Origin of the sequence: Streptomyces sp. NPDC046909 (genome assembly GCF_040644695.1) — a bacterium.
In the GTDB taxonomy this organism is placed as follows: Bacteria; Actinomycetota; Actinomycetes; order Streptomycetales; family Streptomycetaceae; genus Streptomyces.
The window spans coordinates 21,015-46,747 of sequence record NZ_JBEYXC010000003.1; the positions used below are offsets into that span (position 1 = coordinate 21,015).

24 protein-coding genes and 1 pseudogene are annotated in these 25,733 nt (G+C 70.1%); 9 read left to right on the forward strand and 16 right to left on the reverse strand.

Features of this window, described 5'->3' with window-relative positions; genetic code table 11:
* Positions 1-31: 31 nt before the first annotated feature.
* On the reverse strand, positions 32-862 hold the full coding sequence (locus tag ABZ928_RS08725) for a hypothetical protein (RefSeq protein WP_361516214.1): 831 nt from the start codon (positions 860-862) through the stop codon (positions 32-34).
* 190 nt (positions 863-1,052) lie between these two features.
* Here ABZ928_RS08725 and ABZ928_RS08730 point away from each other — a divergent pair, with 190 nt between their 5' ends.
* From ABZ928_RS08730 to cseC, 5 genes are all read left to right on the forward strand, one after another.
* Positions 1,053-1,976: an A/G-specific adenine glycosylase gene (locus ABZ928_RS08730; protein WP_361516216.1), complete on the forward strand. Its 924-nt coding sequence runs from the start codon at positions 1,053-1,055 to the stop codon at positions 1,974-1,976.
* 247 nt (positions 1,977-2,223) lie between these two features.
* A complete protein-coding gene (locus tag ABZ928_RS08735; protein ID WP_361516218.1) occupies positions 2,224-2,775 on the forward strand; it encodes a SigE family RNA polymerase sigma factor in 552 nt (183 codons plus the stop codon).
* Entirely contained in the window at positions 2,760-3,479 is a 720-nt protein-coding gene (locus ABZ928_RS08740) for a hypothetical protein (RefSeq protein ID WP_361516220.1), read from the forward strand. The genes ABZ928_RS08735 and ABZ928_RS08740 overlap by 16 nt, the downstream gene beginning before the upstream one ends.
* Before the next feature lie 121 nt (positions 3,480-3,600).
* Positions 3,601-4,305: a two-component system response regulator CseB gene (gene cseB, locus ABZ928_RS08745; protein WP_361516221.1), complete on the forward strand. Its 705-nt coding sequence runs from the start codon at positions 3,601-3,603 to the stop codon at positions 4,303-4,305.
* A gap of 11 nt (positions 4,306-4,316) precedes the next feature.
* Complete coding sequence (cseC, locus tag ABZ928_RS08750; protein WP_361516223.1) at positions 4,317-5,660, forward strand: two-component system sensor histidine kinase CseC; 1,344 nt, start codon at positions 4,317-4,319, stop codon at positions 5,658-5,660.
* Between the two features lie 16 nt (positions 5,661-5,676).
* Here the strand turns inward: cseC and ABZ928_RS08755 are convergent, their stop codons facing one another.
* The 3 genes and pseudogenes from ABZ928_RS08755 to ABZ928_RS08765 form a co-directional block, all read right to left on the reverse strand.
* On the reverse strand, positions 5,677-6,108 hold the full coding sequence (locus tag ABZ928_RS08755; RefSeq protein ID WP_361516225.1) for a VOC family protein: 432 nt from the start codon (positions 6,106-6,108) through the stop codon (positions 5,677-5,679).
* 91 nt (positions 6,109-6,199) lie between these two features.
* Positions 6,200-6,614: pseudogene (locus ABZ928_RS08760) on the reverse strand (helix-turn-helix transcriptional regulator); the annotation flags it as partial.
* A 111-nt stretch (positions 6,615-6,725) separates the two neighbouring features.
* Positions 6,726-8,297 carry an MDR family MFS transporter gene (locus ABZ928_RS08765; protein WP_361516227.1) on the reverse strand — a complete coding sequence of 524 codons (1,572 nt, stop codon included), beginning with the start codon at positions 8,295-8,297 and terminating at the stop codon, positions 6,726-6,728.
* Between the two features lie 120 nt (positions 8,298-8,417).
* Here ABZ928_RS08765 and ABZ928_RS08770 point away from each other — a divergent pair, with 120 nt between their 5' ends.
* On the forward strand, positions 8,418-9,017 hold the full coding sequence (locus ABZ928_RS08770) for a TetR/AcrR family transcriptional regulator (protein WP_361516229.1): 600 nt from the start codon (positions 8,418-8,420) through the stop codon (positions 9,015-9,017).
* A gap of 16 nt (positions 9,018-9,033) precedes the next feature.
* Here ABZ928_RS08770 and ABZ928_RS08775 read toward each other — a convergent pair whose 3' ends face one another.
* Positions 9,034-9,588, reverse strand: coding sequence for a M23 family metallopeptidase (locus ABZ928_RS08775; protein WP_361516230.1), 555 nt, complete (start codon positions 9,586-9,588; stop codon positions 9,034-9,036).
* A 450-nt stretch (positions 9,589-10,038) separates the two neighbouring features.
* Here ABZ928_RS08775 and ABZ928_RS08780 point away from each other — a divergent pair, with 450 nt between their 5' ends.
* Together ABZ928_RS08780 and ABZ928_RS08785 are read left to right on the forward strand one after the other, a co-directional pair.
* Positions 10,039-10,635, forward strand: a complete 597-nt coding sequence (locus ABZ928_RS08780; RefSeq protein ID WP_361516232.1) for an HAD family acid phosphatase — start codon at positions 10,039-10,041, stop codon at positions 10,633-10,635.
* A 60-nt stretch (positions 10,636-10,695) separates the two neighbouring features.
* On the forward strand, positions 10,696-13,728 hold the full coding sequence (locus tag ABZ928_RS08785) for an NACHT domain-containing protein (RefSeq protein WP_361516233.1): 3,033 nt from the start codon (positions 10,696-10,698) through the stop codon (positions 13,726-13,728).
* Positions 13,729-13,796: 68 nt separating this feature from the next.
* Here ABZ928_RS08785 and ABZ928_RS08790 read toward each other — a convergent pair whose 3' ends face one another.
* Positions 13,797-16,322 carry an ATP-dependent Clp protease ATP-binding subunit gene (locus ABZ928_RS08790; RefSeq protein WP_361516234.1) on the reverse strand — a complete coding sequence of 842 codons (2,526 nt, stop codon included), beginning with the start codon at positions 16,320-16,322 and terminating at the stop codon, positions 13,797-13,799.
* A 430-nt stretch (positions 16,323-16,752) separates the two neighbouring features.
* Between ABZ928_RS08790 and ABZ928_RS08795 the strand changes: the two genes are divergently transcribed.
* The gene (locus tag ABZ928_RS08795) at positions 16,753-17,397 is read left to right on the forward strand and encodes an SCO3374 family protein (RefSeq protein ID WP_361516236.1); all 645 of its coding nucleotides are present in this window, start codon (positions 16,753-16,755) and stop codon (positions 17,395-17,397) included.
* Positions 17,398-17,422: 25 nt separating this feature from the next.
* Here the strand turns inward: ABZ928_RS08795 and ABZ928_RS08800 are convergent, their stop codons facing one another.
* The 10 genes from ABZ928_RS08800 to ABZ928_RS08845 all read right to left on the reverse strand — a co-directional run bounded on the left by ABZ928_RS08800 (position 17,423) and on the right by ABZ928_RS08845 (position 25,671).
* On the reverse strand, positions 17,423-17,758 hold the full coding sequence (locus tag ABZ928_RS08800) for an Lsr2 family protein (protein ID WP_361516238.1): 336 nt from the start codon (positions 17,756-17,758) through the stop codon (positions 17,423-17,425).
* A 225-nt stretch (positions 17,759-17,983) separates the two neighbouring features.
* Positions 17,984-18,538: an amino-acid N-acetyltransferase gene (locus ABZ928_RS08805; RefSeq protein WP_361516239.1), complete on the reverse strand. Its 555-nt coding sequence runs from the start codon at positions 18,536-18,538 to the stop codon at positions 17,984-17,986.
* Between the two features lie 10 nt (positions 18,539-18,548).
* Positions 18,549-18,980: a BlaI/MecI/CopY family transcriptional regulator gene (locus tag ABZ928_RS08810; protein WP_361516241.1), complete on the reverse strand. Its 432-nt coding sequence runs from the start codon at positions 18,978-18,980 to the stop codon at positions 18,549-18,551.
* 148 nt (positions 18,981-19,128) lie between these two features.
* Positions 19,129-19,308, reverse strand: coding sequence for a hypothetical protein (locus ABZ928_RS08815; RefSeq protein ID WP_361516242.1), 180 nt, complete (start codon positions 19,306-19,308; stop codon positions 19,129-19,131).
* Between the two features lie 58 nt (positions 19,309-19,366).
* Complete coding sequence (locus ABZ928_RS08820) at positions 19,367-20,011, reverse strand: hypothetical protein (RefSeq protein ID WP_361517592.1); 645 nt, start codon at positions 20,009-20,011, stop codon at positions 19,367-19,369.
* 156 nt (positions 20,012-20,167) lie between these two features.
* On the reverse strand, positions 20,168-20,965 hold the full coding sequence (locus tag ABZ928_RS08825) for a type III pantothenate kinase (protein WP_361516243.1): 798 nt from the start codon (positions 20,963-20,965) through the stop codon (positions 20,168-20,170).
* A 5-nt stretch (positions 20,966-20,970) separates the two neighbouring features.
* Positions 20,971-21,954: a carboxylating nicotinate-nucleotide diphosphorylase gene (nadC, locus tag ABZ928_RS08830; protein WP_361516244.1), complete on the reverse strand. Its 984-nt coding sequence runs from the start codon at positions 21,952-21,954 to the stop codon at positions 20,971-20,973.
* A 5-nt stretch (positions 21,955-21,959) separates the two neighbouring features.
* The gene (locus ABZ928_RS08835; RefSeq protein WP_361516246.1) at positions 21,960-23,729 is read right to left on the reverse strand and encodes an L-aspartate oxidase; all 1,770 of its coding nucleotides are present in this window, start codon (positions 23,727-23,729) and stop codon (positions 21,960-21,962) included.
* A complete protein-coding gene (gene panC, locus ABZ928_RS08840; protein ID WP_361516248.1) occupies positions 23,726-24,727 on the reverse strand; it encodes a pantoate--beta-alanine ligase in 1,002 nt (333 codons plus the stop codon). The genes ABZ928_RS08835 and panC overlap by 4 nt, the downstream gene beginning before the upstream one ends.
* Positions 24,724-25,671 carry a DUF2520 domain-containing protein gene (locus tag ABZ928_RS08845; protein ID WP_361516250.1) on the reverse strand — a complete coding sequence of 316 codons (948 nt, stop codon included), beginning with the start codon at positions 25,669-25,671 and terminating at the stop codon, positions 24,724-24,726. Before ABZ928_RS08845 ends, panC begins: the two co-directional genes overlap by 4 nt.
* Between the last annotated feature and the right edge of the window lie 62 nt (positions 25,672-25,733).

A 25,733-nucleotide genomic window follows, 5' to 3' on the forward strand; every position in this document is an offset into this window, starting at 1 on the left:
CAGCCGACCGACAACACCGCGCCCCACTACATCAGTCGCTCTCCAGCACAAACGACGTCTGCACCTTCGCATACCCCGGCGCAGCCAACTCCACGAGATACGTCCCGGCCCCAGCCGACCCCGCGGGAGGCGTCGCACACTGCGGAGCACTCGGCTTCCGGTCCCACTTCACGGTGTACGTGATGCTGCTCCCAGCAGGCGCCTCGAACACCAGATTCCCCGCGGTCTTCGGGCAGTCGGCGGAGGACCAGTAGTCGTCGTCGGCCGCGGCCTCGGTGATCGTCACCACCGCGTTCTTGGGCCCGAGATCGACCTTGCAGGCACTGCCGGAGGAGTTCACGGCGGTCACGAGCAACGTCGGCGTCTCACCGGGCCCGTACCCGTTGTGCAGACTGCTCACGGTCAACTTCACCGCGCTCGCCGTGCAGTTGGGCAGCGTGGACCCCGCCGGAACGGTGTCGTCCTGCCCGACCCCACTGCCCGTACCGCCACCGGCGCCCCCGGCACTGCCGTCGTCCGAACCGCCCGCGCTGCCGGAACCGCCCCCCGTACCGGAGGTCGAGGAACCGTCGCCAGCGCCGTCGTCGGAGCCCGACCCGCCGGAGTCACCCGGCGTCGACTCGTCGCGCCCGCCCGGGGCTTGACTGATCGCGGGCCCGGAACCCGAGGGACCGGGTGTGATCGAGGGCGCGGGATTCTTGCCGTTGGTCCCGTCGGCGTCGTTCTTTCCGCCACCGCCGCCCGAGGAGACGATCCAGGCGACCACGAGCGCCAACAGGGCCAGTACGGACAGCAGTACGGCCCTCCGTCGCCAGTAGATGGAGGAGGGAAGCGGCCCGACCGGATTGCGCAGAGATCCCACGGCGCAAACTGTACGAGAGATCGGCGGCTCAGCTGCCCCTACCCGCCGCCCGGGTCACAACTTTTCCGGATCATCATTCCGGAGCGAGCCGATCTCATCCCGGCTCGGCGACCGAGGCAGCCCCCGGCGTCCCCCTCAGGGGTGGCGGTACGCACGCGTGCCCGCTCCCGCATGGCAGGATCGGAAGGCCATGACTGCGCCCACGAAGTCCGACGCCCTCGCCCCTTCCGGCTCTCCCCTCGGCGAGAACCTGCACCTCCCCGTCATCGACTGGTTCGACGAGCACGCCCGCGATCTGCCGTGGCGCCGCCCGGAGGCCGGGCCGTGGGGGGTGATGGTCAGCGAGTTCATGCTCCAGCAGACGCCGGTCAGCCGTGTGCTGCCGGTGTACGAGCAGTGGCTGGCCCGCTGGCCGCGCCCCGCCGACCTCGCCGCGGAGGCCCCCGGCGAGGCCGTACGCGCGTGGGGGCGGCTCGGCTATCCCCGTCGCGCGCTGCGGCTGCACGGGGCGGCCACGGCGATAACGGAGCGGCACGGCGGCGACGTACCGACCGACCATGCCCAGCTGCTCGCGCTGCCCGGTATCGGGGAGTACACCGCGGCGGCGGTCGCCTCCTTCGCGTACGGGCAGCGGCACGCCGTCCTCGACACCAATGTGCGGCGCGTGTTCGCGCGGGCCGTGACCGGGGTGCAGTACCCGCCGAACGCCACGACGGCCGCCGAACGCAAGCTGGCGCGCGCCCTGTTGCCCGAGGAGGAGCGGACGGCCGCGCGCTGGGCCGCGGCCTCCATGGAGCTCGGCGCGCTGGTGTGCACCGCCAAGAACGAGTCCTGCCACCGCTGTCCGATCGCCGCGCAGTGCGCCTGGCGGCTCGCGGGCAAGCCGGAGCACGACGGTCCGCCGCGGCGCGGACAGACGTACGCCGGTACGGACCGGCAGGTGCGCGGCAAGCTGCTCGCCGTGCTGCGCGAGGCCCACGCGCCCGTGCCGCAGGCCGCGCTCGACCGGGTGTGGCATGAGCCCGTACAACGCGCGCGTGCGCTCGACGGGCTGGTCGCGGACGGGCTCGTCGAGCCTCTTCCCGGCGGTTTGTATCGGCTGCCGTTGACGTAACGGCGCCACATCACAGCCGCACCACCCCGCCAAATCACTCCGAACCGGCGCTATTCGGTGCGCCGGTTTACCCCTTTCCTACTTCCGTTACACAACCGACGGACAGCCGAGCGCTGGCCGCGCGCTGTCCCGCACAGCCCCGTGACAACTGCTCCGTAGCTTCATTGGCGTACCGCGGAAGAGCGGCGCACAGGCATTGGAGAACCGGCAGCGGGCGGGTCGGAAACGGGGATGGAGGCGGTCGATCATGGCGCAGGGCGAGGTGGCCGAGGTGCTCGACTTCGAGGAGTACGTGCGTACCCGGCAGGACGCGCTGCTGCGCAGTGCCCGTCGCCTGGTCCCGGACCCGGTCGACGCCCAGGACCTGCTCCAGACGGCGCTGGCGCGGACGTACCACCGCTGGGACGGCATCGCCGACAAGCGGCTCGCGGACGCTTACCTGCGCCGGGTCATGATCAACACGCGGACCGAGTGGTGGCGGGCCCGCAAGCTGGAGGAGGTGCCGACCGAGCAGCTCCCTGACGCCTCGGTCGACGACGCCACCGACCAGCACGCGGACCGCGCCCTGCTGATGGACATCATGAAGGTGCTCGCCCCCAAGCAGCGCAGTGTCGTCGTGCTGCGACACTGGGAGCAGATGTCCACGGAGGAGACGGCCGCCGCCCTCGGCATGTCGACGGGCACGGTCAAGAGCACGCTGCACCGGGCCCTCGCCCGGCTCCGCGAGGAGCTGGAGAGCCGCGATCTGGACGCACGCGCGCTGGAGCGTGAGGAGCGGGAGCGTTGCACGGCGGCCTGACCGACGCGGACCCCTCACCGGGCCGGGGCACTTTCCAGGCGGCGATCACGGCAGTGGCCGTGCTCGCCGCCCTCGCCCTTTTCGTCTCCGCCTGCGCCACCGGCGGCACCGGCACCCGTGACGAGGGCCCGGCGTACGTCGAGTCCTCGGCCGGCACCGACATGGCGGCGGGCGCCGTGCCCTCTCCCGCCCCGTCCGTCTCGGCGTCCCTCACCCATGTGGAGGCGGTCGAACTGGTCAAGGACGACCCCGCGGTCTCCGCCGAGGTCAAGGACGACCTCAAGCCGTGCGTCGCGGACGAGTACCCGGTGGACGTGGCCTACGGCGACCTGACCGGAGACTCGGCGGAGGACGTCGTCGTCAACGTGCTGACCTGCGGTGACGGCGTCGGCGTCGGCTCGTACGTGTATCACGAGGAGGGCGGCGCGTACGAGAATGTGTTCAGCGCCGAGGAGTCCCCGGTCTACGCCGAGATAGACAGCAGCGGCAACCTGGTCGTGAGCAAGCAGGTCTACAAGAAGGGTGACCCGGTGTCGGCCCCGTCCGGTGAGGACGTGATCACCTACCGGTGGGCGGCGGGCCGCTTCGTGAAGTGGCGGTACACGCACAACGAGCTCGGCGACATAGGGACCGAGCCGACCGAGCCGTCGCCGGTTCCTTCGGCATCAGCGGCTCCTTCGGCATCGGTGGTCCCGACGGAGTGAACCGATCGGGTCCCTCGATCCGATCACCTATCGAGAGCAACCGACCGGTCCAGCCGGATCAGCCCCATCGACACCCCATCGACACCCCATCGACAGCGACACGAGGACAGAGAGCAGCGGGATGGCAGACCAGACCCACGTTCTGTTCGTCGAGGACGACGACGTCATCCGCGAGGCCACCCAGCTCGCCCTGGAGCGGGACGGCTTCGCGGTCACCGCCATGCCCGACGGACTGTCGGGCCTGGAGGCATTCCGCGCCGACCGCCCCGACATCGCCCTGCTGGATGTGATGGTCCCGGGCCTGGACGGCGTCAGCCTATGCCGGCGGATCCGGGACGAGTCGACCGTGCCGGTGATCATGCTGTCGGCGCGCGCGGACTCGATCGACGTGGTGCTGGGCCTGGAGGCGGGCGCCGACGACTACGTCACCAAGCCGTTCGACGGCGCCGTCCTGGTCGCCCGGATCCGCGCGGTGCTGCGCCGGTTCGGCCACGCGGGCGGCGGCGACCGCGCCGAGGACACCGGTACGGCCGGTGACGGCGGGGTGCTGACCTTCGGCGAGCTGGAGATCGACACCGAGGGCATGGAGGTCCGCAAGGGCGGGGAGCCGGTGGCGCTCACCCCGACCGAGATGCGCCTGCTCCTGGAGTTCTCCTCCGCGCCGGGCACGGTCCTGTCGCGCGACAAGCTCCTGGAGCGGGTGTGGGACTACGGCTGGGGCGGGGACACCCGCGTCGTCGACGTCCATGTGCAGCGGTTGCGTACGAAGATCGGCCAGGACCGGATCGAGACGGTCCGTGGTTTCGGCTACAAGTTGAAGGCCTGAGCGGGGCGGACATGCGGGGGACATTTCGGCGCCTGGTCCCGGCGCGGCTGGAGCGTACGGGCATCCGTACGGGACTCAGATGGAAGCTCAGCGCCGCCATCGCGCTGGTCGGCGCGCTGGTCGCGATCGCGCTGAGCCTGGTCGTGCACAACGCGGCGCGGGTCTCGATGCTGGACAACGCCCGCGACCTCGCGGACGAGCGCATCAAGATCGCCCAGAACAACTACGAGAAGTCCGGGCGGGCCAACTTCCCCAACGTCAAGCGGAACGACCCGTCGCTGCCGACGCCGTTGCGGGACAAGGTCGAGCAGGGGCGCCGGGCGACCTATGTGACAGACGGGCCGGGCGGGGCGCCGGACATCTGGGCCGCCGTGCCGGTGTCGGACGGCTATGTGCTGTCCCTGCACACCGGGTTCACCGACCGCAGCACCGACATCCTCAACGACCTCGACCAGGCCCTGGTGATCGGCTCCATCGCGGTCGTCCTCGGCGGCAGCGCGCTCGGCGTGCTCATCGGGGGGCAGCTGTCGAGCCGGCTGCGCAAGGCCGCGGCCGCCGCCAACGAGGTCGCGAGCGGGGAGACGGACGTACGGGTGCGGGACGCGATCGGCGGGGTGGTGCGGGACGAGACGGACGACCTCGCGAGCGCCGTGGACGCCATGCGGGACGCCTTGGAGCAGCGCCTGGAGGCGGAGCGCCGGGTCACCGCGGACATCGCGCACGAGCTGCGGACCCCGGTGACGGGCCTGCTCACGGCAGCCGAGCTCCTTCCCCCCGGCCGGCCGACCGAGCTGGTCCTGGACCGCGCGAAGGCCATGCGCACGCTCGTCGAGGACGTCCTGGAGGTGGCCCGTCTCGACAGCGCCTCCGAGCGGGCCGAGTTGCAGGACATCCTGCTGGGCGAGTTCGTGTCCCGGCGGGTGGCGGCGAAGGACCCGGAGATCGAGGTCCGGGTGGTTCACGAGTCGATGGTCACGACCGATCCGCGGCGCCTGGAGCGAGTGCTGTTCAACCTGCTCGCCAACGCCGCCCGGCACGGCAAGCCGCCCATCCAGGTCACCGTCGAGGGCCGGGTCATACGGGTGCGCGACCACGGTCCCGGCTTCCCGGAGAACCTCCTCGCGGAGGGCCCGAGCCGCTTCCGCACGGGCAGCAGCGACCGCGCGGGCCACGGCCACGGCCTCGGCCTGACCATCGCGGCCGGTCAGGCCCGGGTCCTGGGCGCGCGGCTCACCTTCCGCAACGTCCGCCCGGCGGGCGCACCCGAGGGCGTCCCGGCGGAGGGGGCGGTGGCGGTGCTGTGGCTGCCGGAGCACGCGCCGACGAACACGGGGAGCTATCCGATGATGCCGTAGCCGTGGCCACAGTCGCTCAGAACTCCTTGGAGAAGTCCAGCTCCTCGCTGCGCTGGGTCAGCGAGTACCAGTTGCCGTTGTCGTCGCGGAAGATCGCCTCGATGCCGTACGGCCGCTCCTGGGGCTCCTGGATGAACTCGACCCCGCGTGCTTTGAACGTCTCGTAGTCCCCGCGGCAGTCGTCGGTCCGGAAGGCCCCGGCACCGATGACGCCCTTCCCCACCAGCGTCTTCAACGCCTCGGACGACTCGGCGTCGAGCCCGGGCCCGTCGAGGCTCATCAGCGCCAGTTCGACGTCGGGCTGGTCCTTGGCGCCGACGGTGACCCAGTGCATGTCGCCCATCGAGATGTCGTCACGCACCTCGAAGTCGAGCTTCTCGGTGAAGAAGGCCTTGGTGCGCTGCTGGTCGAAGGTCCATACGGTGGTGATGCCCAGGCCCTGGATCATGGCTCTGCTCTCCTGCCCGATGCGGTGGTCGGATGCGGTGCTCGGATGCGGTCGCTTCCTCTTCGTCACCGTAGGCGCGGCAGGCGTCAGGGCGCTTCTCCAGAGTTGCGGTCCTTGCGGGGAAACCCGCCCGCCCAGAACAGCGCGTAGCACCCGGGAATCAGAGCCGCCCCCTGCCCCACATGCTTGGCCCGGTACTCGCTCGGCGTCAGCCCGGTCCGTGTCTTGAAGCGGGCGGAGAAGGTGCCGAGGCTGCTGAACCCGACGAGGTGGCAGATCTCGGTGACGGACAGATCGGCGCTGCGCAGATACTCCTCGGCCCGTTCGATCCGCCGGTGCGTCAGATACTGCCCGGGCGTCTCGCCGTACACCTCTTTGAAGGCGCGGATGAAGTGGTACCGCGAGTACCCGGCATGGGCGGCCACCGTCTCCAGATCGAGCCCGGGGTCGGCCCAGTCCCGGTCCATGGCGTCCTTGGCCAGACGGAGCTGCCGGGTCCTGTCCATGCGACCGATGGTGGCACGCGGCAAGAAGAAGGCCCCCCGGGGCGGACACCTGCCGGGGGGCCTTCAGCTCACTGGGCTTGCTCGCTCAGCGCCGGATCGGACAAGGCCGGATCAGACGGCCTCGACCATGGGCGCCGGAGCCGATGCGTCCGCCTCCGCCTTGGGTCCCGCCCCCTTGAGCGGGACCTCCTTCACGAACACGGCCGCGATCAGCGCCACGACGGCCACCACGGATCCGAGCAGGAACGCGGAGTGCGTGCCGGCCGACACGGCGTGCTGGTACGCCTCCCGCGCCACCACCGGCAGCTTCGCCAGGCTCGCCGCGTCCAGCTGCGCGGACTGCTCGGTGACCTTGGACCCGAGCGACCCGGCCCGCTCGGCCATGACGTCCTGGACCCGGCTGTTGAACAGCGCGCCCATGATGGCGACGCCGAAGGAGGATCCCAGCGTCCGGAAGAGGGTCGTGGACGAGGACGCGACGCCCATGTCCTTCATCTCGACGCTGTTCTGGGCGACCAGCATGGTGATCTGCATGAGGCAGCCCATGCCGAGCCCGACGACGGCCATGTAGACACCGGAGGTGAACCGCGAGGTGTCGGTGTCCATCAGCGACATCAGGTACAGACCGACGACCATCAGCACACTGCCGAGGACCGGGAAGACGTAGTACCGGCCGGTGTTGGTGGTCACCCGCCCCGCGACCATCGAGGTCACGAGCATCGCGCCGAGCATCGGAAGCAGCAGCAGCCCGGAGTTGGTCGCGGACGCGCCCTGCACGGACTGCTGGTACAGCGGCAGGAACAGCGTCGCGCCGAACATCACGAACCCGGTGACGAAGCCGATGAGGGACATCAGCGTGAAGTTGCGGCTGCGGAAGATGTGCAGCGGCAGCACCGGCTCGGCGGCCTTGGTCTGCCAGAACACGAACCCGATCAGCGAGGCGACGCCGATGCCGATGAGCTCCATGATCCGCGCGGACGTCCAGGCGTACTCCGTGCCGCCCCAGGTGGTGACCAGCACGATCGAGCTGATGCCGACGGTCAGCAGGACGACACCGAGGTAGTCGATGCGCGCCTTGGCCCGCTTCTTCGGCAGATGCAGCACCGCGCTGATCGCGGTGAGCGCGACCACGCCGAGCGGCAGGTTGATGTAGAAGGACCAGCGCCAGCCCCAGTTGTCGGTGATGGTGCCGCCGACCAGCGGTCCGCCGATCATCGCGATGGCCATGACGCCGGCCATCATGCCCTGGTACTTGCCGCGCTCCCGCGGCGGGATCAGGTCACCGATGATCGCCATGACGCCGACCATCAGACCACCGGCGCCGAGGCCCTGAACGGCCCGGAACCCGATGAGCTGCCCCATGTCCTGGGCCATGCCGCTGAGCGCGGACCCGATCAGGAAGATCACGATCGACGACATGAAGGCGCCCTTGCGCCCGTACATGTCGCCGAGCTTGCCCCACACGGGCGTGGAGGCCGCGGTCGCCAGCGTGTACGCCGTCACGACCCACGACAGATGTTCCAGTCCGCCGAGCTCGCCCACGATCGTCGGCATCGCGGTGCCCACGATCATGTTGTCGAGCATCGCCAGCATCATCGTGATCATCAGCGCGAGCAGGACGACCCGCACGCTCCTGGGTTGTTTGCCGTCTTCCGGCACGGCCGCCGTCTGTGTGTCCGCCATACTTCCCACTCCCCCAGCTACTTACTTGCCGCCCGGCAAGTTGACTACACTGGGGAAGGTAGACCCCGAACTAGCCGGGCGTCAAGTAAGTTTTGCTCAAAGCCAAGGGCTTCACGGAGGATGGGCGGCACCATGGACGGCACCAAGCAGCGGCGCCGCGGGGACACCCGCCAGCGCATCCAGGACGTGGCGCTCGAACTCTTCGCCGAGCAGGGCTACGAGAAGACCTCCCTGCGCGAGATCGCCGAGCGCCTGGAGGTCACGAAGGCGGCCCTCTACTACCACTTCAAGACCAAGGAAGAGATCCTGGTCAGCATCTTCGACGATCTGACCCAGCCGATCCTCGACCTGATCGAGTGGGGCAAGGCGCAGCCGCTCACCCTGGAGACCAAGCAGGAGATCGTACGCCGCTACAGCGACATCCTCGTCGGCGCGACCCCCCTGTTCCGCTTCATGCAGGAGAACCAGGCGACGGTCCGCGAGCTGCGCGTCGGCGAGACCTTCAAGGAGCGCATGCAGGGCCTGCGCGACATCATGATCGACCCGGAGGCGGAGCTGGTCGACCAGGTCCGCTACGTCAGCGCGATCTTCACCCTGCACGCCGGGATGTTCTTCATGCAGGACATCCCCGGCGATCCGGAGGACAAGCGCAAGGCGGTCCTGGAGGTGGCCGCGGACCTGGTCACCCAGGCCCACGAAGGCACCCGCAGGACGCCTTAGCCGCTCACCACCATCCTCAGACGGTCACGCCTTTGGACCGCAGAAACGCGACGGGGTCGATCGCCGACCCGTAGTTCGCGGTCGTACGGATCTCGAAGTGCAGGTGCGGACCGCTGGAGTTGCCGGTGTTCCCGGACAGCGCGATCCGCTGCCCCGTCTTCACGACCTGGCCGACCTTCACGTCGATGCGCGAGAGGTGGGCGTACTGCGAGTAGGTCTTGCTGCCGTGCTTGATGACGATGGCGTTGCCGTACGCCGACCCGTCACCGGCGCCGTTCCCGCCGGCCTTGACGACGGTGCCGCCGTGCGCGGCGTAGACGGCGGTGCCGCTGGAGACGGCGAAGTCCTGCCCGCTGTGGGTGGACTGCCACATGGCACCGGCCTGCGCGAAGCTCGCGCTGAGCTTGTACTTCTTCACCGGGTCGACCCAGGAGGCGGCCGAGCCCGCACCCGCGGCGGCCGCGACCCCGGTCCCCAGCACGGCCGAGACCCCCAGACCGGCGGCGACCACGGCCACGCGGTTGCGGAGCAGGGACGTACGGGAAGAGCGGGACGGAACGCGCTGGGACATCGGAACCTCATGGGGACGGGGACAGAAAAACCACCCGGCGCACGGACGACCGCCGGATGGGGCATCCCTTGGTAACCCCGAGGCGCCCGAAGCCCCAAACCACCGATCTACGACGGAAGCTAGTACTTCACCCTAAAACTTCCCGGTTCTTGACAGAGCACCCATCAGGGATGAATCCACCCAGGACGCCAGAACCCACCCGGGGGTTGCGGGCCGAAAGTCCCTTTTGCCCAATCCTCGACTTCCACTATTCGCCCTAGTAACGGACAAATCGCCTGTGCGTCATGTCACCGGCCGCCGGGATCCTCGTATCCCCCTTCCTCAAATCATGTGACGCACACCTCTTGGCACTTACCCTCCAGTAACCCTACGGTTCCCCTCGCGCCACCCACGCCGACCAGCATGCACCCGACAACGGCAGCGTTCATGACGTGAGAGGACCCCCCACCGATGACGAACCGACGCCCCCTGGTGCGCCGTATGACCGTCACCGCCATATCCACGGCGGCCCTCGTGGCACTCGCCGCCCCGGCCGACGCCGCGACCACCGAAGACGTCGACTACGCCACCTGGCAGCAGGACTGCCGGACGGTCATGGACCAGGCGCTGCCGTACCTCAAGCAGCGGATCGCGGCAACCAAGCCCGGCGAGAAGCAGGCCATCGTCTTCGACATCGACAACACCACCCTGGAGACCGACTTCGGCTTCAGCTACCCCCAGCCGGCCAACCAGCCCGTCCTGGACGTGGCCGAGTACGCCCAGGAGCACGGCGTATCCCTCTTCTTCGTGACCGCCCGCCCCGGCATCATCTACTCGGTCACCGACTACAACCTCGAACACGTCGGCTACGACGTCTCCGGCCTCTACGTCCGCAGCTTCATCGACCTCTTCAAGGACGTCGCCGCCTACAAGACCGCCCAGCGCGTCGCCATCGAGAACAAGGGCTACACGATCATCGCGAACATCGGCAACAGCGCCACCGACCTGTCGGGCGGCCACGCCGAGAAGACGTACAAGCTCCCTGACTACGACGGCCAGCTGTCCTGACGCCCCAGGTCAACTCCCGGTAGCCTCACCTCCGTTCGCACGATCACGGGGGTGGGGCGGATGGATCCGTCAGTACTCGGCAGCAAACTCGCGTCCGGCCTGGTCGCCTCCGCCGTGCGGAAACTCTTCGTGCCGCACGCCCCGGGGGCGGGCCTCGTCGACAAACCGGTGCGTCTGTCCGCCCTGGTCTCCTTCCGCGGCGAGAAGCGGACGCTGGGCGAGAAGGAGGTCCGCGCGCTGGCCCGACGGCTCGTCTCCGGATCGACGGACTCCCCGGGCGAGCCCCCGTTCCCGGCCGACGAAGAACCCGCGCTCGTCGAGGCCATGACCGCCCGCCTGCTCGCCCTCGGCGATCTGGAGATGGACGACGTCCAGGCCGTACGCCTCGGCCACCGCGAACTCGCCAGAAAGCTCCGCGACCAGGCGCCCCCGCCCGCCGGCCTCTCCACCGACGCCTGCTACTTCCTGGACTCCGCGACCGAGTGGGCCTGCCTCCACATCCTGGAGTTCTTCACCCGCCGGTCCACCTTCGTAGCCCGCACGCTCGTCGAGCAGACCCGCTACCAGGCCGAACTGATCGCGAAGATCGACGAGTTGATGACCCGCACGCCCCGCCCCGGCGCGCAGGACAGCACCTTCGACCGCCGCTACCTGCGCCACATCGCCGACCGCCACAACCACATCACCATCTACGGCATCGACCTGCGCGACTCCCCCGACCGCTGGCCCCTCGAAGTGGCGTACCTGAGCCTGGAGGCGACCGCGGTCGAGGAGCGGACCCTGCCGGAGGAACGCCCCAGCGGCCCGGTGACCGTCCAACTCCCCGCCGAGGACGCCCTGCTGACCCACGACAGGGTCCTTCTGCGCGGCGACGCGGGCTCGGGCAAGACAACGCTGGTCCAATGGCTGGCAGTGACGGCGGCGAGGGAGGGCACGCGCATCCCGTATGTCCTCCCCCTCCGGACGCTGATCCGCGCAGGCGTGCTGCCCGCCCCATCGGCCTTCCTCACAGCGGTGAGCTGCCCCCTGACTCCACCAGAGGGCTGGGCGGAACGCGTCCTGACGGCAGGGCGGGGCCTGATCCTGGTGGACGGCCTCGACGAGATCCCTTCCGCCGACCGCAACCACACCCGCGCCTGGCTCCAGTCCCTCATCCAGGCCTACCCCGGCAACCGCTGGCTCCTGACCTCCCGCCCCACGGCGGTACGTGCGGACTGGCTGGCGAGCGAGGGCTTCCGCGAACTGTCACTGGCCCCGATGCGCAGGTCGGAGGTCGCGACGTTCGTACGACGGTGGCATACGGCGGCACAGGCCCCGTCGTACGAAGGCCCCTTGCTGGATTCCCTCCGCACCAAACGCGACCTGGCCCGTCTCGCCACCAACCCCTTGATGTGCGGCCTGGTCTGCGCCCTGCACCGCGAACGACGCGGCTATCTCCCCACGGGCCGCAAGGAGTTGTACGACGCCGCCCTCGCGATGCTGCTCGCGCGCCGGGACCGGGAGCGGGGCATGGAAATGGAGGTGGAGCTGGGCGAGGAAGCTCAGCTGGAGGTGTTGCAGCGGCTGGCTTATGCGCTGGTGTTGAGCGGCCGCACGGAGATGGATGTCGAGACGGCCGAGAGCATCGTCGAGCGGTGCCTGCCGTCGATCGCGGTGCGGGGCGACGCCGGAACGGCGCTGCGGGCCCTGCTGCTGCGCAGCGGTCTGCTCCGCCAACCGGCGCACGGGGCCGTGGACTTCGTGCACCGCACGTTCCAGGACTACCTGGGGGCGCGGTACGCCGTGGAGGAAGGGCACCTGGACGTCCTGGTCAGTCACGCGGACGACACGCAGTGGGAGGACGTGATCCGGCATGCGGTGGCACATGCGCGTCCGCGGGAACGGGCTACTCTGCTGCGGCAGCTCCTGTCCAAGGGCGCCCCTCGCCTGACACTGCTGGCGCTGGCCTGCCTGGAGCATGCGACGGCCTTGGATCCGGCCGTGCGTTCGGCGGTCGAGTCGCGGGCGGCCGGGCTGATACCCCCGCGCACGGCGGAGGAGGCGAAGGTCCTGGCGGATGCGGGGCCTCTGGTGCTGGAGCTGCTGCCGGGGCCGGAGGGGCTGACGGCGGAGGAGGCGCTCGGCGTCACGATCACCGCATCGCGGCTCGGCGGAGAGGAGCCCGAGGGGTCGTTGGCGGTGCTGCGGCGGTTCCGGGAACATCCGGATCTCGCCGTGCGGCGCCAGCTCGCGGGGACGTGGTCGCGGTTCGACGGTGCGGAGTACGCCACCGAGGTGCTGGACCATCTGGAACGCAGGAATCTCTTCATCACGTGCAAGTCGGCCGAGCAACGCACGGCTCTTGCCCGGATGCGCCCTTGGTCCGACCTGAGGTTTCAGGGGGCGCACACGGTCGAGGACATCTTGGCCTGCCTTCACGCGCCAGAGGCAGTGCGGCTGGTGTCCTTCTGGGACAATCCCCTGCTCACCGATCTGAGTGCCCTGCTGTCCTTCAGCTCGCTGAAAGGGTTGGGCTTGGTCAACTGCCCGACGCTGGCAGGCTTGCACCTGCTGTCCACCCTCGTCCACCTCGACGTCCGCTCCGTCGGAGACCTGACAGGACTGCAATCGCTGCGGTCCATCGGTTATCTCTCCGTCGACCAGGAACTGCCCGGCCCCGACCTCGGAACCACCTTGCCTGTCGACGCACCACTGGAGTTCCTCTCCTTGGGCCGCAACAGCACGGACACCACAGGCCTCCGTGGCCTCCACCACTGGTCCACTCTGCGCACCCTCAGCCTCGGCCCGCTGACCACCGAACTGACGGTCACCGACTGGCAGGCCGTCACCGAGCTGCCCGAGCTGTCCGCGCTGCACCTGAACGCGGAGATCATTCGCGAATTCCCGCACGCCATCGAGGCCATGCCCGAACTCCCCGGCATCGAGAAACTGCAGATCCCCGACATGCACGGCGCCGAAGATCTCTCCGCCCTGGTCCCCCGCCTCCCGAACCTCCGCTCGGTAACCCTTCAGAGCCGCCCCGACGTACCCATCTCCGACTTCCTCTACGCCGGCCTCTTCCCGAACGTGGATATCAATGTGGACCAGCGCTGAAACCAAAAAGGAACCGCCCCAGAACCGAAGTCCCAGGGCGGCCCCCAATCCGCGCAATCCCCGAAGGGCTACGCGTCCTTGCTCAAATTCGGCCCGGCCCCACCGGCCGCCTGCTCGATCGGCGGAACATCCGGCAGCGCCGACTTCTCCTCGCCGCGGAAGGTGAAGGTCGCGGTGTCGCCCTCGCCCTCCGTGTCGACGACCACGATGTGACCGGGACGCAGCTCGCCGAAGAGGATCTTCTCCGACAGCGTGTCCTCGATCTCGCGCTGGATCGTGCGACGCAGCGGCCGCGCGCCCAGCACCGGGTCGTAACCCTTCTTGGACAGCAGCTCCTTGGCGGACTGGGAGAGCTCGATGCCCATGTCCCGGTCCTTGAGGCGCTCGTCCACCTTGCCGACCATGAGGTCGACGATCGCCAGGATGTCCTCCTGGGTCAGCTGCGGGAAGACGACCACGTCGTCGACGCGGTTGAGGAACTCGGGGCGGAAGTGCTGCTTGAGCTCGTCCGAGACCTTGTTCTTCATGCGCTCGTAGTTGGACTTCGTGTCACCCGTGGCCGCGAAGCCGAGGTTGAAGCCCTTGGAGATGTCCCGGGTGCCGAGGTTGGTCGTCATGATGATGACCGTGTTCTTGAAGTCCACGACCCGGCCCTGGGAGTCGGTCAGACGACCGTCCTCCAGGATCTGCAGCAGCGAGTTGAAGATGTCCGGGTGGGCCTTCTCGACCTCGTCGAAGAGGACCACCGAGAACGGCTTGCGCCGCACCTTCTCCGTCAGCTGGCCGCCCTCTTCGTAGCCCACGTAACCGGGGGGCGAACCGAAGAGCCGCGAGACCGTGTGCTTCTCGCTGAACTCCGACATGTCGAGGGAGATCAGCGCGTCCTCGTCACCGAAGAGGAACTCGGCGAGGGCCTTGGACAGCTCGGTCTTACCGACACCGGACGGGCCGGCGAAGATGAACGAACCACCGGGACGCTTCGGGTCCTTGAGGCCCGCACGCGTACGACGGATCGCCTTCGACAGCGCCTTGACGGCGTCCTTCTGGCCGATGACCCGCTTGTGGAGCTCGTCCTCCATGCGCAGCAGACGCGAGGACTCCTCCTCGGTCAGCTTGAAGACCGGGATGCCGGTGGCGGTCGCGAGAACCTCGGCGATCAGCTCGCCGTCGACCTCCGCGACGACGTCCATGTCGCCGGCCTTCCACTCCTTCTCGCGCTTGGCCTTCGCGGCGAGGAGCTGCTTCTCCTTGTCGCGGAGCGAGGCCGCCTTCTCGAAGTCCTGGGAGTCGATGGCCGACTCCTTGTCGCGACGCACGCCCGCGATCTTCTCGTCGAACTCGCGGAGGTCCGGCGGCGCGGTCATCCGGCGGATGCGCATCCGGGAACCGGCCTCGTCGATCAGGTCGATCGCCTTGTCCGGCAGGAAGCGGTCCGAGATGTACCGGTCGGCCAGGGTCGCGGCCTGGACGAGGGCCTCGTCCGTGATCGAGACGCGGTGGTGGGCCTCGTAGCGGTCACGGAGACCCTTGAGGATCTCGATGGTGTGCGGGAGCGAGGGCTCGGCGACCTGGATGGGCTGGAAGCGGCGCTCCAGGGCCGCGTCCTTCTCCAGGTGCTTGCGGTACTCGTCCAGCGTGGTGGCGCCGATGGTCTGGAGCTCACCGCGGGCCAGCATCGGCTTCAGGATCGACGCCGCGTCGATGGCGCCCTCGGCGGCACCCGCACCCACGAGCGTGTGCAGCTCGTCGATGAACAGGATGATGTCGCCGCGGGTGCGGATCTCCTTGAGGACCTTCTTCAGGCGCTCCTCGAAGTCACCGCGGTAGCGGGAGCCGGCGACCAGCGCGCCGAGGTCCAGGGTGTAGAGGTGCTTGTCCTTGAGGGTCTCGGGCACCTCGCCCTTGACGATGGCCTGGGCGAGGCCCTCGACGACGGCGGTCTTGCCGACGCCGGGCTCACCGATCAGGACCGGGTTGTTCTTGGTACGGCGGGACAGCACCTGCATGACCCGCTCGATCTCCTTCTCGCGCCCGATGACCGGGTCGAGCTTGGACTCACGAGCGGCCTGGGTGAGGTTCCGGCCGAACTGGTCGAGGACCAGGGACGTCGAGGGAGTGCCCTCGGCAGGCCCGCCGGCGGTGGCGGTCTCCTTGCCCTGGTAGCCCGACAGCAGCTGGATGACCTGCTGACGGACACGGTTGAGATCTGCGCCCAGCTTGACCAGGACCTGGGCGGCGACGCCCTCGCCCTCACGGATCAGGCCGAGCAGGATGTGCTCCGTGCCGATGTAGTTGTGGCCCAGCTGAAGGGCCTCGCGGAGCGACAGCTCCAGGACCTTCTTGGCACGGGGGGTGAAGGGGATGTGCCCGGACGGGGCCTGCTGGCCCTGGCCGATGATCTCCTCCACCTGCTGGCGGACCGCCTCGAGCGAAATCCCGAGGCTCTCAAGGGCCTTGGCGGCGACACCCTCACCCTCGTGGATCAGGCCCAGGAGGATGTGCTCGGTGCCGATGTAGTTGTGGTTGAGCATCCGGGCTTCTTCCTGAGCCAGGACGACAACCCGCCGCGCGCGGTCGGTGAACCTCTCGAACATCGTTAATCGCTCCTCAGAGCGGTCAGGCAGTGGGGGGAACTTCCCCTCCCTGTCCTTCCGCAGCTTAGTCCCGCAAGCGGGGACCGCTCATTCCAACTGCCGACACCGTGGATGGCCTCCTGACCCGTGACGCCGACATCTGCTCCAACCCGATGGTGCGAGACGATGTTCCCGCAGGCCAGGCAGTTACCCCTACCTCCAGTACGCCGATGGCGAACGTGAGACGTCCTGTCCTGCGTGTCGCCCCCTCCCACTAGGGATGTCTTACCCGCTGGGACTGACACTCCATGCCGCGCGCACCGGTTCCCTCCGCTACGGGCGAACAACCTTGCGCCATGCCACACCCCCGGACGCCCCCTCCATCAGCACTCTGCGCAACGACAGGAACACCCAGCGTAACTCGCACGCCTCTCCGGCGGTTGCACTTGGCATGGTTGGCACAGTCCCCCCGGTGGGCTCCCCGGTTCCGACGGTCACGACGGTCCCCTTCCCCCGCCGGCCGCTCGAAGCGAGCGATCAGGTCCGCCGGTGGTACGAGAACGAACTGGGGTGGCCGACGGTGCCCGGGAGCCCGGGTTCTCCGGTACGGCTTTCCGTGGGCCGGCGCTTCGACGTCCTGGACGTGCCGCTGGACGCGGGCCGGGCGGGGCTGCGCAGGCTGGCGCCGGAGTCTCCGGTCGCGGTGCAGGGCGACCGGATGCGGCTGCTGCTGGCCGCGGGCAGCGCGGACGAGGTGCCGGGAGTGCTGGACTGGCTGGAGTGGGGGGCGCTGCCGCTCGATCTGACGGCGGTCGGCGAGGGCGGGCTCATGGACGCGCCGCCGCCCCCGGAGCCGGGCTCCACCGGACCTCGACCGCTTCCCGCGGCTCGCTCCGGGACCCTGGACACCCTGCAGGGGGCCGCCGTGTGGCTGCGGCCCCCCGTGCCGGGGCGCGAGGTCGAGGCCTCGCTGCCGACGTTGTCGGCCTTGGGGGGCGGTGGGGGCGCCCCCGATCTCGTAAGGCTGCTGGACACGGTGGCGACGCAGTGCCACCGGCTGCGGCTGCGCGCGCGTGCTCAGCCGCCCGCCCGCTGATACGACCGCCGATCGGGCGTCGTGCTCAGGCGTTGGCCTTCTCGTACTCCGCGCGAATGTTCGCGGGGACACGGCCGCGGTCATTGACCTCGAAACCGTTCTCCTTCGCCCAGGCGCGGATCTGCGCGGTGTCCTGGCTGCCGCCGGAAGCTGCGCGCGCCTTTCCGCGAGCGCCCGCGGCACGGCCTCCGGTGCGACGGCCGCCCTTCACGTAAGGCTCGAGAAGGCCACGCAGCTTGTCCGCATTGGCAGTCGTGAGATCGATCTCGTACGTCTTGCCGTCCAGCGCGAACGTCACGGTCTCGTCCGCCTCGCCGCCGTCGAGGTCGTCGACAAGAAGGACCTGAACCTTCTGTGCCACCGGATTTCCTTTCATCGATAACTTCAGGACCTGGGGTCTGCGGCGTCCGCCGTTTCGCCGCCCCCTGTTATATGCAGTACTGCAGTACGTCGGAAAGCAAACCGCTTTTGCTGGAAAAACACAAACCCCTGGGAGAGACAGACTGGTCACCGATGGTCCGGAAACGTGCGCGTTTCGGACATAGGGAACCTGGGCAGGGCCGTCCCGTGGAATAGCACATGACGATCACAGATGCAGAAGCATCCGGCTGTTGCCCAAGGTGTTCGGTTTCACTCGTTCGAGACCGAGGAACTCCGCGACACCCTCGTCATAGGAACGCAGCAGCTCCGCGTAGACATCGGTGTCGACCGGCGTCTCCCCGATCTCGACGAACCCGTGCTTGCTGAAGAAGTCCACTTCGAAGGTCAGACAGAAAACCCGGCGAACGCCGAGCCAGCGCGCGGTGTGCAGCAACTTCTCCAGCAACCGATGACCGACACCGGCGCCCTTCAGGCCTTGCTTCACGGCGAGAGTGCGCACTTCCGCGAGGTCTTCCCACATCACGTGCAGTGCGCCGCAGCCGACGACCTCCGCGTCCGGCCCCTCGCCGCGTTCGGCCACCCAGAACTCCTGGATGTCCTCGTAAAGCGTCACCGTGGCTTTGTCGAGCAGGATGCGCCGCTGGACGTACTCGTCAAGCAGGCTGCGCACCGCCGGGACATCGCTGGTGCGGGCCCGTCGGACGGTGATGGCTTTTGCGGTGACTTCGGGGCTCTGTGGTGACGAGCTCTCTGCTGACATGTTGCGGACGCTATCGCCCGAGGGCCTCGGACGCCGAGCCGGGGTTCTCGCCACCGGTTTCGCGAGCGGTATCCGGGGCGGCTTCGGCAGTTTCCGGTCCTTGGACGATCCGTACGGCGTCGCGCAGGGCCGTTCGCTGTTCCTCGCTCATCATGCCGAAGAACGCGACGAGAGCGGCGGCGGGGTTGTCACTCTGCGACCAGGCGTCGTTCATCAGGGCCGCGGCGTAGGCGGCGCGAGTGGAGACGGCCTCATATCGATAGGCCCGTCCTTCGGCCTCGCGGCGCACCCAGCCCTTCTGATGGAGATTGTCCAAAACGGTCATCACCGTGGTGTAGGCGATGGACCGTTCCTGCTGAAGGTCTTCCAGGACTTCTCGAACGGTCACCGGGCGGTTCCACTTCCACACCCGCGTCATGACCGCGTCTTCGAGTTCTCCCAATGGGCGAGGCACAGCTCGACACAATAGTGGGAGATCTCGGTATTCGCGTGCCGGACGTGCAGCTTCTCCAGCAAACAGGAACAAAAAGGGCGTACGACTCGGAAAACGAGGGAGTCGTACGCCGGTGAGGCCGCGGTGGCCGGAAGGCTCAGGCGTCGGTGGGCGCGGAGGCCTGCTTGGTGCCCTCCACGCGCGCGAGGGCGGCGTCCACGGCCGCGTCCTCCTTGGCCTTGTTGGCCCCGCCCTGGGTCTTCACGATCACCCTGATCACGCCGATGAAGAACACGGCCATGACGACCGGGGGCACGAGCGCGGAGACGTAGTCCATGCGTCCAGGGTAGCCACGGGGCGGACGCGGGCGGGGCCGGGGGTGGCGGTGGCTGCGCTCAGCCCGCGGCGAGCTGCTGCGGCGGGTTGGGCGGCGGCGGGGTCGGCTTGCGGCGGGGGAAGACCTCGCCGGGCGTAGGAATGGGGCGCCCGGGGGCCGGCTTGGGGGCGGCGGGTTTCTCCACGGGTTTCCTCTCCGGCTGCTCGGGCTTCTCGGCGGCTTCCTCCGCGTGGTCCTCACCGGCGTCCGAGGACGGCTCCGAAAGGCCCCCGGGAAGGGCCAGGAGGCGGGTACGGGAGGCCGGCACGGCCGGGGCGGTCCGCCGGGCCGTACCGCGGGCGAGACGGGCGCGTACGTCCTGCTCGGCGAGGGTCAGACAGCGGTCGAGGAGGGCGGCGGCGACGGGGTTGCCGCGCAGGGCGCGCAGGGCGGCGAGGTCGTCGACCTCCGGGCGGTACCCGGCGCTCAGCGCCTCCTCCAGGAGGGTGAGATAGCCGGCGGCGGTGCCGGGCAGGGCGGCGCGGTACCGGGCGAGGTCGGCCACCAGGAAGGCGCGCAGCCGGGCACCCTCGCGCATCGCCTCGTCGAGGGAGTCGGCTAGGCGGAGACAGTCCTGGACGTCCTCGGCCGAGGCGGTTCGGGGGTGAAGGGCGAGGGCGAGAGCGCGGCGGAGCACACGCAGCTCCTCCACACCGAACGCCATGCCGCCGCGGGATCCGTATGGCGTGGGCATGCGGCGACAGTACGCGCTAATCAGACAAATTCGTCATAGCGGGCGGGTGTGGCGTGGGGGAGCCACCCGGCCGGACGCGCACGCGCGGGAACGCGCCGCGCGGAGGCGCGGAGGCGCGGGGGCGCCCTACATGCGCGACACGTTGCGTTCGTACACCAGGCGCAGCCCCACCAGCGTCAGCCACGGCTCGTGCTCGTCGATCACCGAGGACTCGCCCAGCACCATGGGGGCCAGGCCGCCGGTGGCGATCACCGTCACGTCGTCCGGGTCCTCGGCTAGCTCGCGGGCCATCCGGGTGACGACACCGTCGACCTGCCCGGCGAAGCCGTAGATGATCCCGGACTGCATCGCCTCGACGGTGTTCTTGCCGATCACGCTGCGCGGCCGCGCCACCTCGATCTTCCGCAGCTGCGCGCCCCGCACCCCGAGCGCCTCGACGGAGATCTCGATACCGGGCGCGATGACACCGCCGACGTACTCCCCGCGCGCGGACACCGCGTCGAACGTCGTCGCCGTGCCGAAGTCGACGACGATCGCGGGACCGCCGTACAGCTCGACCGCCGCGACCGCGTTGATGATCCGGTCCGCGCCGACCTCCTTGGGGTTGTCGGTGAGGATCGGGACGCCCGTCTTCACGCCCGGCTCCACCAGCACCGCGGGCACGTCGCCGTAGTACCGCCGCGTCACCTCGCGCAGCTCGTGCAGCACCGACGGCACGGTCGCGCAGATGGCGATGCCGTCGATGCCGTCGCCCAGTTCGTCACCGAGCAGCGGGTGCATGCCCATGAGGCCCTGGAGCAGGACCGCCAGTTCGTCGGCGGTGCGCCGGGGGTCCGTGGAGATGCGCCAGTGCTCGACGATCTCCTCGCCGTCGAAGAGCCCGAGGACGGTCTGCGTGTTCCCTACGTCGATCGTGAGCAGCATCGCGACTACTCCGCCGCACGCAGGTCGAGACCGATGTCCAGGATCGGCGAGGAGTGGGTGAGGGCTCCTACGGCGAGGTAGTCGACGCCGGTGTCGGCGTACGCGCGCGCGTTGTCCAGCGTGAGCCGGCCCGAGGCCTCCAGCGCGGCCCGGCCCTGCACGAGCGCCACCGCCTCCTCGCACTCCCCCGGCGTGAAGTTGTCCAGCAGGATCAGGTCGGCGCCCGCGTCCACGACCTCGCGCAGCTGGTGCAGGGTGTCGACCTCGACCTCGATCGGCACGTCCGGGAAGGTCTCGCGGACGGCCTTGAAGGCCGGGGCGACGCCGCCGGCGGCGACCACGTGGTTGTCCTTGACGAGGGCCGCGTCGGACAGCGACATGCGGTGGTTGACCCCGCCGCCGCACCGCACCGCGAACTTCTCCAGCGACCTGAGCCCGGGCGTGGTCTTCCGGGTGTCACGCACGCGTGCCTTCGTGCCGTCCAGCGCGTCCGCCCACGCGCGCGTGGCGGTCGCGATGCCGGACAGCCGGCACAGCAGGTTGAGCGCGCTGCGCTCGGCGGTGAGCAGGTCACGCGTGCGCGTGGTGACCGACAGGAGCTTCTGCCCGGCCTCCACCCGGTCGCCGTCCTCGACGTGCCGCTCGACCTCGAACTCGTCCTCGCAGACCACCGAGACGACCGCCTCGGCGACCCTGAGGCCCGCCACGACGCCCGCCTCGCGCGCGACGAAGTCGGCGGTGGCGACGGCGTCCTCGGGGATGGTCGCGACCGTCGTCACGTCCACGCCGTGGTCGAGGTCCTCCTGGATGGCCACGTTGGCGATGTCCTCGACCTCGACGGGGTCGAGCCCGGCGTCGGCCAGGAGCTGGGCGAGCGCGGGGTCGAGCCCGCACTCCAGGTATTCGGCGTCGGCGTCGCCGTCGGCGCCGCACGCACAGCCGTCGCCGCAGCCGCCGGACGGAACGAGGGGAAGGTCGTCGGTGCTCACTGCTGTCACTGCTCCTGAAGGGGCTGCCGGGTCGGGGGGAAGTCTGCGGTATCCGTGGTGTGTACGGCGAGTGCGCGGTCGGGATTCAGCCGTACGACGATGTGGCGGCGCCATGCCGGGTCGTCGCGGTCGGGCCGGTCCTCGCGCCAGTGGCAGCCGCGCGTCTCCTCACGCACGCGTGCGGCGGCGACCAGGACGCGGGCCACGCACAGGAGGTTGGTGGCCTCCCAGGTGTCGACGCCGGGCTCGGCGGTCTTGCCGTTCTCGTCGAGGGAGTCGCGGGCGTCGCTGTGCAGCTGCTGGAGCTGTTCGGCGGCCTTCTGAAGGGAGTCGGCCGAGCGCAGGACGCCCGCGCCGGTGCTCATGATCCGCTGGATCGCAAACCGGGCCTCGGGCGCCTGAAGGGGGTGCGCGGGCTTCTTGGGGTGCTCGACGGGTGCGGGCACCCGCGCGTGGAGGCCGTTCGCCGCGTGGGCGGCCGTGATGTCCTCCACGATCCGCTCGGCGTAGACCAGGCCCTCCAGGAGGGAGTTCGAGGCGAGCCGGTTCGCGCCGTGCACGCCGGTGCAGGCGACCTCGCCGCACGCGTACAGGCCCGGGACGGTCGTACGGCCCTTGGAGTCCGTGCGGACGCCGCCGGAGGCGTAGTGGGCGGCCGGGGCGATCGGGATGGGTTCGGTGACCGGGTCGATGCCGTGGGCGCGGCAGGCGGCGAGGATCGTCGGGAAGCGGTGCTCCCACATGTCGGCGCCGAAGTGCCGGGCGTCGAGGAACATGTGCTCGGCGTCCTGCTCCTGCATGCGGCGCATGATGCCCTTGGCGACGATGTCCCGGGGCGCGAGTTCGGCCAGCTCGTGCTGCCCGACCATGAAGCGCACGCCGTCGCCGTCGACCAGGTGGGCGCCCTCGCCGCGGACCGCCTCGGAGACGAGCGGCTGCTGGCCCTCGGCGTCGGGGCCGAGGAAGAGCACGGTCGGGTGGAACTGGACGAACTCCAGGTCGCTGACCTCGGCGCCCGCGCGGAGGGCGAGTGCGACTCCGTCGCCGGTGGACACGGACGGGTTCGTGGTCGCCGAGAAGACCTGGCCCATGCCGCCGGTCGCGAGGACGACCGCGGGGGCGTGCACGGCGCCCACGCCGTCGTGCTGGCCCTCGCCCATGACATGCAGCGAGACACCCGCCGTACGGCCGTCCGCGTCCGTGAGCAGGTCCAGGACGAGCGCGTTCTCGATCGTGCGCAGTCCCGCCCGTCGCCCACCACCACCCTTGGCCGAGAGCGCTTCGCGCTCGCCCCTCCCGTTTGCGCGTACGGCTTCCACGAGCGCCCGGGAGATCTCCGCGCCGGTCGCGTCGCCGCCCGCGTGCGCGATCCTGCGGCGGTGGTGGCCGCCCTCGCGGGTGAGCTCCAGGCCGCCTTCCTCGGACTCGTCGAAGTGCGCGCCGGTCTCGATGAGGCGGCGTACGGCGTCGGGGCCCTCGGTGACGAGGATGCGTACGGCCTCCTCGTCGCACAGGCCCGCGCCCGCGACCAGGGTGTCGTCGAGGTGCTGTTCGGGGGTGTCGCCCTCGCCGAGGGCCGCGGCGATGCCGCCCTGGGCCCAGCGGGTGGAGCCGTCGTCGAGACGGGCCTTGGTGACGACGACTGTGCGCAGGCCCGCGGCCTCGCAGCGCAGGGCCGCGGTGAGGCCGGCGACGCCGGAACCCACGACCACGACGTCCGCGTCGATCGACCACCCCGGTGCGGGCGCGTGCAGTCGTATGCCTGTGCTGGTCACGAGGCGGCTCCGAGGGTTCCGAAGGTGAGGGGGAGGTTGTCGATCAGGCGGGTCGTCCCGACCCGCGCGGCGACGGCGAGGACGGCCTCGCCGGTGAAGTCGTCGGCGATCTCGGTGAAGTCGGAGGGATCGACGAGCGCGAGGTAGTCCAGGGCGATCGGCGGGTCGAGGCGGAGGGCCTCGTCGAGGACCTGGCGGGCGGCGGCGCGGACGGCGGAGGGGGCGCCCGGGAGCGCCTTCGCGACGGCGTGCGTGTCGGCGGCCGCGCGGGACTCCCCTATGGCGCTGAGCGCCTCGGCACGCGCGTGCGTGGCGGGCACTTCGCGCGCCCTGGCGCGCAGCGCCTCCTGCGCCGCGTGCCGGTCGCGGCCCGCGAACAGCGCCTGGGAGAGCGCGAGCGCGGTGCGCCGCTCCTGGGGCGAGAGATAGCGGTTGCGGCTGGACAGGGCCAGCCCGTCCTCCTCACGGACGGTCGGCACGCCGACGATCTCGACGCCGAAGTTCAGGTCCCGCACCATGCGCCGGATCAGGGCGAGCTGCTGGGCGTCCTTCTGGCCGAACAGGGCGACGTCGGGGCGGGTGAGGTGCAGCAGCTTGGCGACGACGGTGAGCATGCCGTCGAAGTGCCCGGGGCGCGAGGAGCCCTCCAGGCGCTCCCCCATGGGGCCCGCGCTGACGCGGACCTGGGGTGCGCCGCCGGGGTAGACCTCGTCCACGGAGGGCGCGAACACGGCGTCCGCGCCCGCCTGTTCGGCGATCTTGATGTCGGCGTCGAGGGTGCGCGGGTAGCGGTCGAGGTCCTCGCCCTCGCCGAACTGGAGGGGGTTCACGAAGACGGTGACGACGACCTCGCCCTCCGGCCCGGCGACCTCGCGCGCGGCGCGGATCAGGGTGGCGTGGCCCTCGTGCAGGGCGCCCATGGTCATCACGACGGCACGGCGGCCGCGGCGTACGCGCGCGTGGAGCTCGTCGGCGGTGCGCAGCAGGGTGGTGGTCATCCGGCATCTCCCTTGGTGCCGTCGGCGCCGTGGGGCCCGTCGGTCCCGTTGGCGAGTACCCCGAGGAGGTCCTCGGCGAGCTCGGGCTTGAGCAGCCCGTGGGCAAGCGCACGGTCGGCCGTCGCGCGCGCCATCGCCAGGTACCCCGCGACGGTCTGCGGAGCGTGCTTACGCAGTTCGGTGACGTGCGCGGCGACGGTGCCCGCGTCCCCGCGCGCGACGGGGCCGGTCAGGGCCGCGTCGCCGGAGCGCAGGGCGTTGTCGAGGGCGGCACCGAGCAGCGGGCCGAGCATCCGGTCGGGGGCCTCGACACCGGCCGAGCGGAGCAGCTCCATGGACTGGGCGACCAGGGTGACCAGATGGTTGGCGCCGAGCGCGAGGGCCGCGTGGTAGAGCGGGCGGCGCTCCTCGGCGATCCACTCCGGTTCGCCGCCCATCTCGATGACGAGGGCCTCGGCGGCCATGCGCAGCTCGTCGGGCGCGGTGACCCCGAAGGAGCAGCCGGCGAGCCGCTGGACGTCCACCGGGGTGCCGGTGAAGGTCATCGCGGGGTGCAGGGCCAGCGGCAGCGCGCCCGCGCGCAGGGCGGGGTCCAGGACCTTCGCGCCGTACCGCCCGGAGGTGTGCACCAGCAGCTGGCCGGGGCGTACAGCGCCGGTCTCGGCGAGGCCCTCCACGAGGCCGGGCAGGGTGTCGTCCGGGACGGTGAGCAGCACCAGGTCGGCGCGGTCCAGGACCTCGGCGGGCGGTACCAGCGGCACGTCGGGGAGCATCAGCGCGGCCCGCCTGCGGGAGGCGTCGGAGACCCCGGACACGGCCACCGGGCGGTGCCCGGCGAGCTGGAGCGACGCGGCCAGCGCGGGGCCGACGCGCCCGGCGCCGACGACGCCGACGGTGAGCCGCGCGGGGCGGTCCTTGGGGTCTGGCAGTTGGCTAGTACTCACTCGACGGCGGCCTTCCCGTTCCAGTCCGCTCCGGGTACCGGACGATTTCTCGTCATGTTAAC

What these genes read in the sequence shown, in the direction of transcription:
- ABZ928_RS08730 (WP_361516216.1), top strand. Translation starts at nt 1,053, where the DNA reads ATGACTGCGCCCACGAAGTCCGACGCCCTCGCCCCTTCCGGCTCTCCC.
- ABZ928_RS08735 (WP_361516218.1), top strand. Translation starts at nt 2,224, where the DNA reads ATGGCGCAGGGCGAGGTGGCCGAGGTGCTCGACTTCGAGGAGTACGTG.
- cseB (WP_361516221.1), top strand. Translation starts at nt 3,601, where the DNA reads ATGGCAGACCAGACCCACGTTCTGTTCGTCGAGGACGACGACGTCATC.
- cseC (WP_361516223.1), top strand. Translation starts at nt 4,317, where the DNA reads ATGCGGGGGACATTTCGGCGCCTGGTCCCGGCGCGGCTGGAGCGTACG.
- ABZ928_RS08755 (WP_361516225.1), bottom strand. Translation starts at nt 6,108, where the DNA reads ATGATCCAGGGCCTGGGCATCACCACCGTATGGACCTTCGACCAGCAG.
- ABZ928_RS08765 (WP_361516227.1), bottom strand. Translation starts at nt 8,297, where the DNA reads ATGGCGGACACACAGACGGCGGCCGTGCCGGAAGACGGCAAACAACCC.
- ABZ928_RS08770 (WP_361516229.1), top strand. Translation starts at nt 8,418, where the DNA reads ATGGGCGGCACCATGGACGGCACCAAGCAGCGGCGCCGCGGGGACACC.
- ABZ928_RS08775 (WP_361516230.1), bottom strand. Translation starts at nt 9,588, where the DNA reads ATGTCCCAGCGCGTTCCGTCCCGCTCTTCCCGTACGTCCCTGCTCCGC.
- ABZ928_RS08780 (WP_361516232.1), top strand. Translation starts at nt 10,039, where the DNA reads ATGACGAACCGACGCCCCCTGGTGCGCCGTATGACCGTCACCGCCATA.
- ABZ928_RS08785 (WP_361516233.1), top strand. Translation starts at nt 10,696, where the DNA reads ATGGATCCGTCAGTACTCGGCAGCAAACTCGCGTCCGGCCTGGTCGCC.
- ABZ928_RS08790 (WP_361516234.1), bottom strand. Translation starts at nt 16,322, where the DNA reads ATGTTCGAGAGGTTCACCGACCGCGCGCGGCGGGTTGTCGTCCTGGCT.
- ABZ928_RS08795 (WP_361516236.1), top strand. Translation starts at nt 16,753, where the DNA reads ATGGTTGGCACAGTCCCCCCGGTGGGCTCCCCGGTTCCGACGGTCACG.
- ABZ928_RS08805 (WP_361516239.1), bottom strand. Translation starts at nt 18,538, where the DNA reads ATGTCAGCAGAGAGCTCGTCACCACAGAGCCCCGAAGTCACCGCAAAA.
- ABZ928_RS08815 (WP_361516242.1), bottom strand. Translation starts at nt 19,308, where the DNA reads ATGGACTACGTCTCCGCGCTCGTGCCCCCGGTCGTCATGGCCGTGTTC.
- ABZ928_RS08820 (WP_361517592.1), bottom strand. Translation starts at nt 20,011, where the DNA reads ATGGCGTTCGGTGTGGAGGAGCTGCGTGTGCTCCGCCGCGCTCTCGCC.
- ABZ928_RS08825 (WP_361516243.1), bottom strand. Translation starts at nt 20,965, where the DNA reads ATGCTGCTCACGATCGACGTAGGGAACACGCAGACCGTCCTCGGGCTC.
- panC (WP_361516248.1), bottom strand. Translation starts at nt 24,727, where the DNA reads ATGACCACCACCCTGCTGCGCACCGCCGACGAGCTCCACGCGCGCGTA.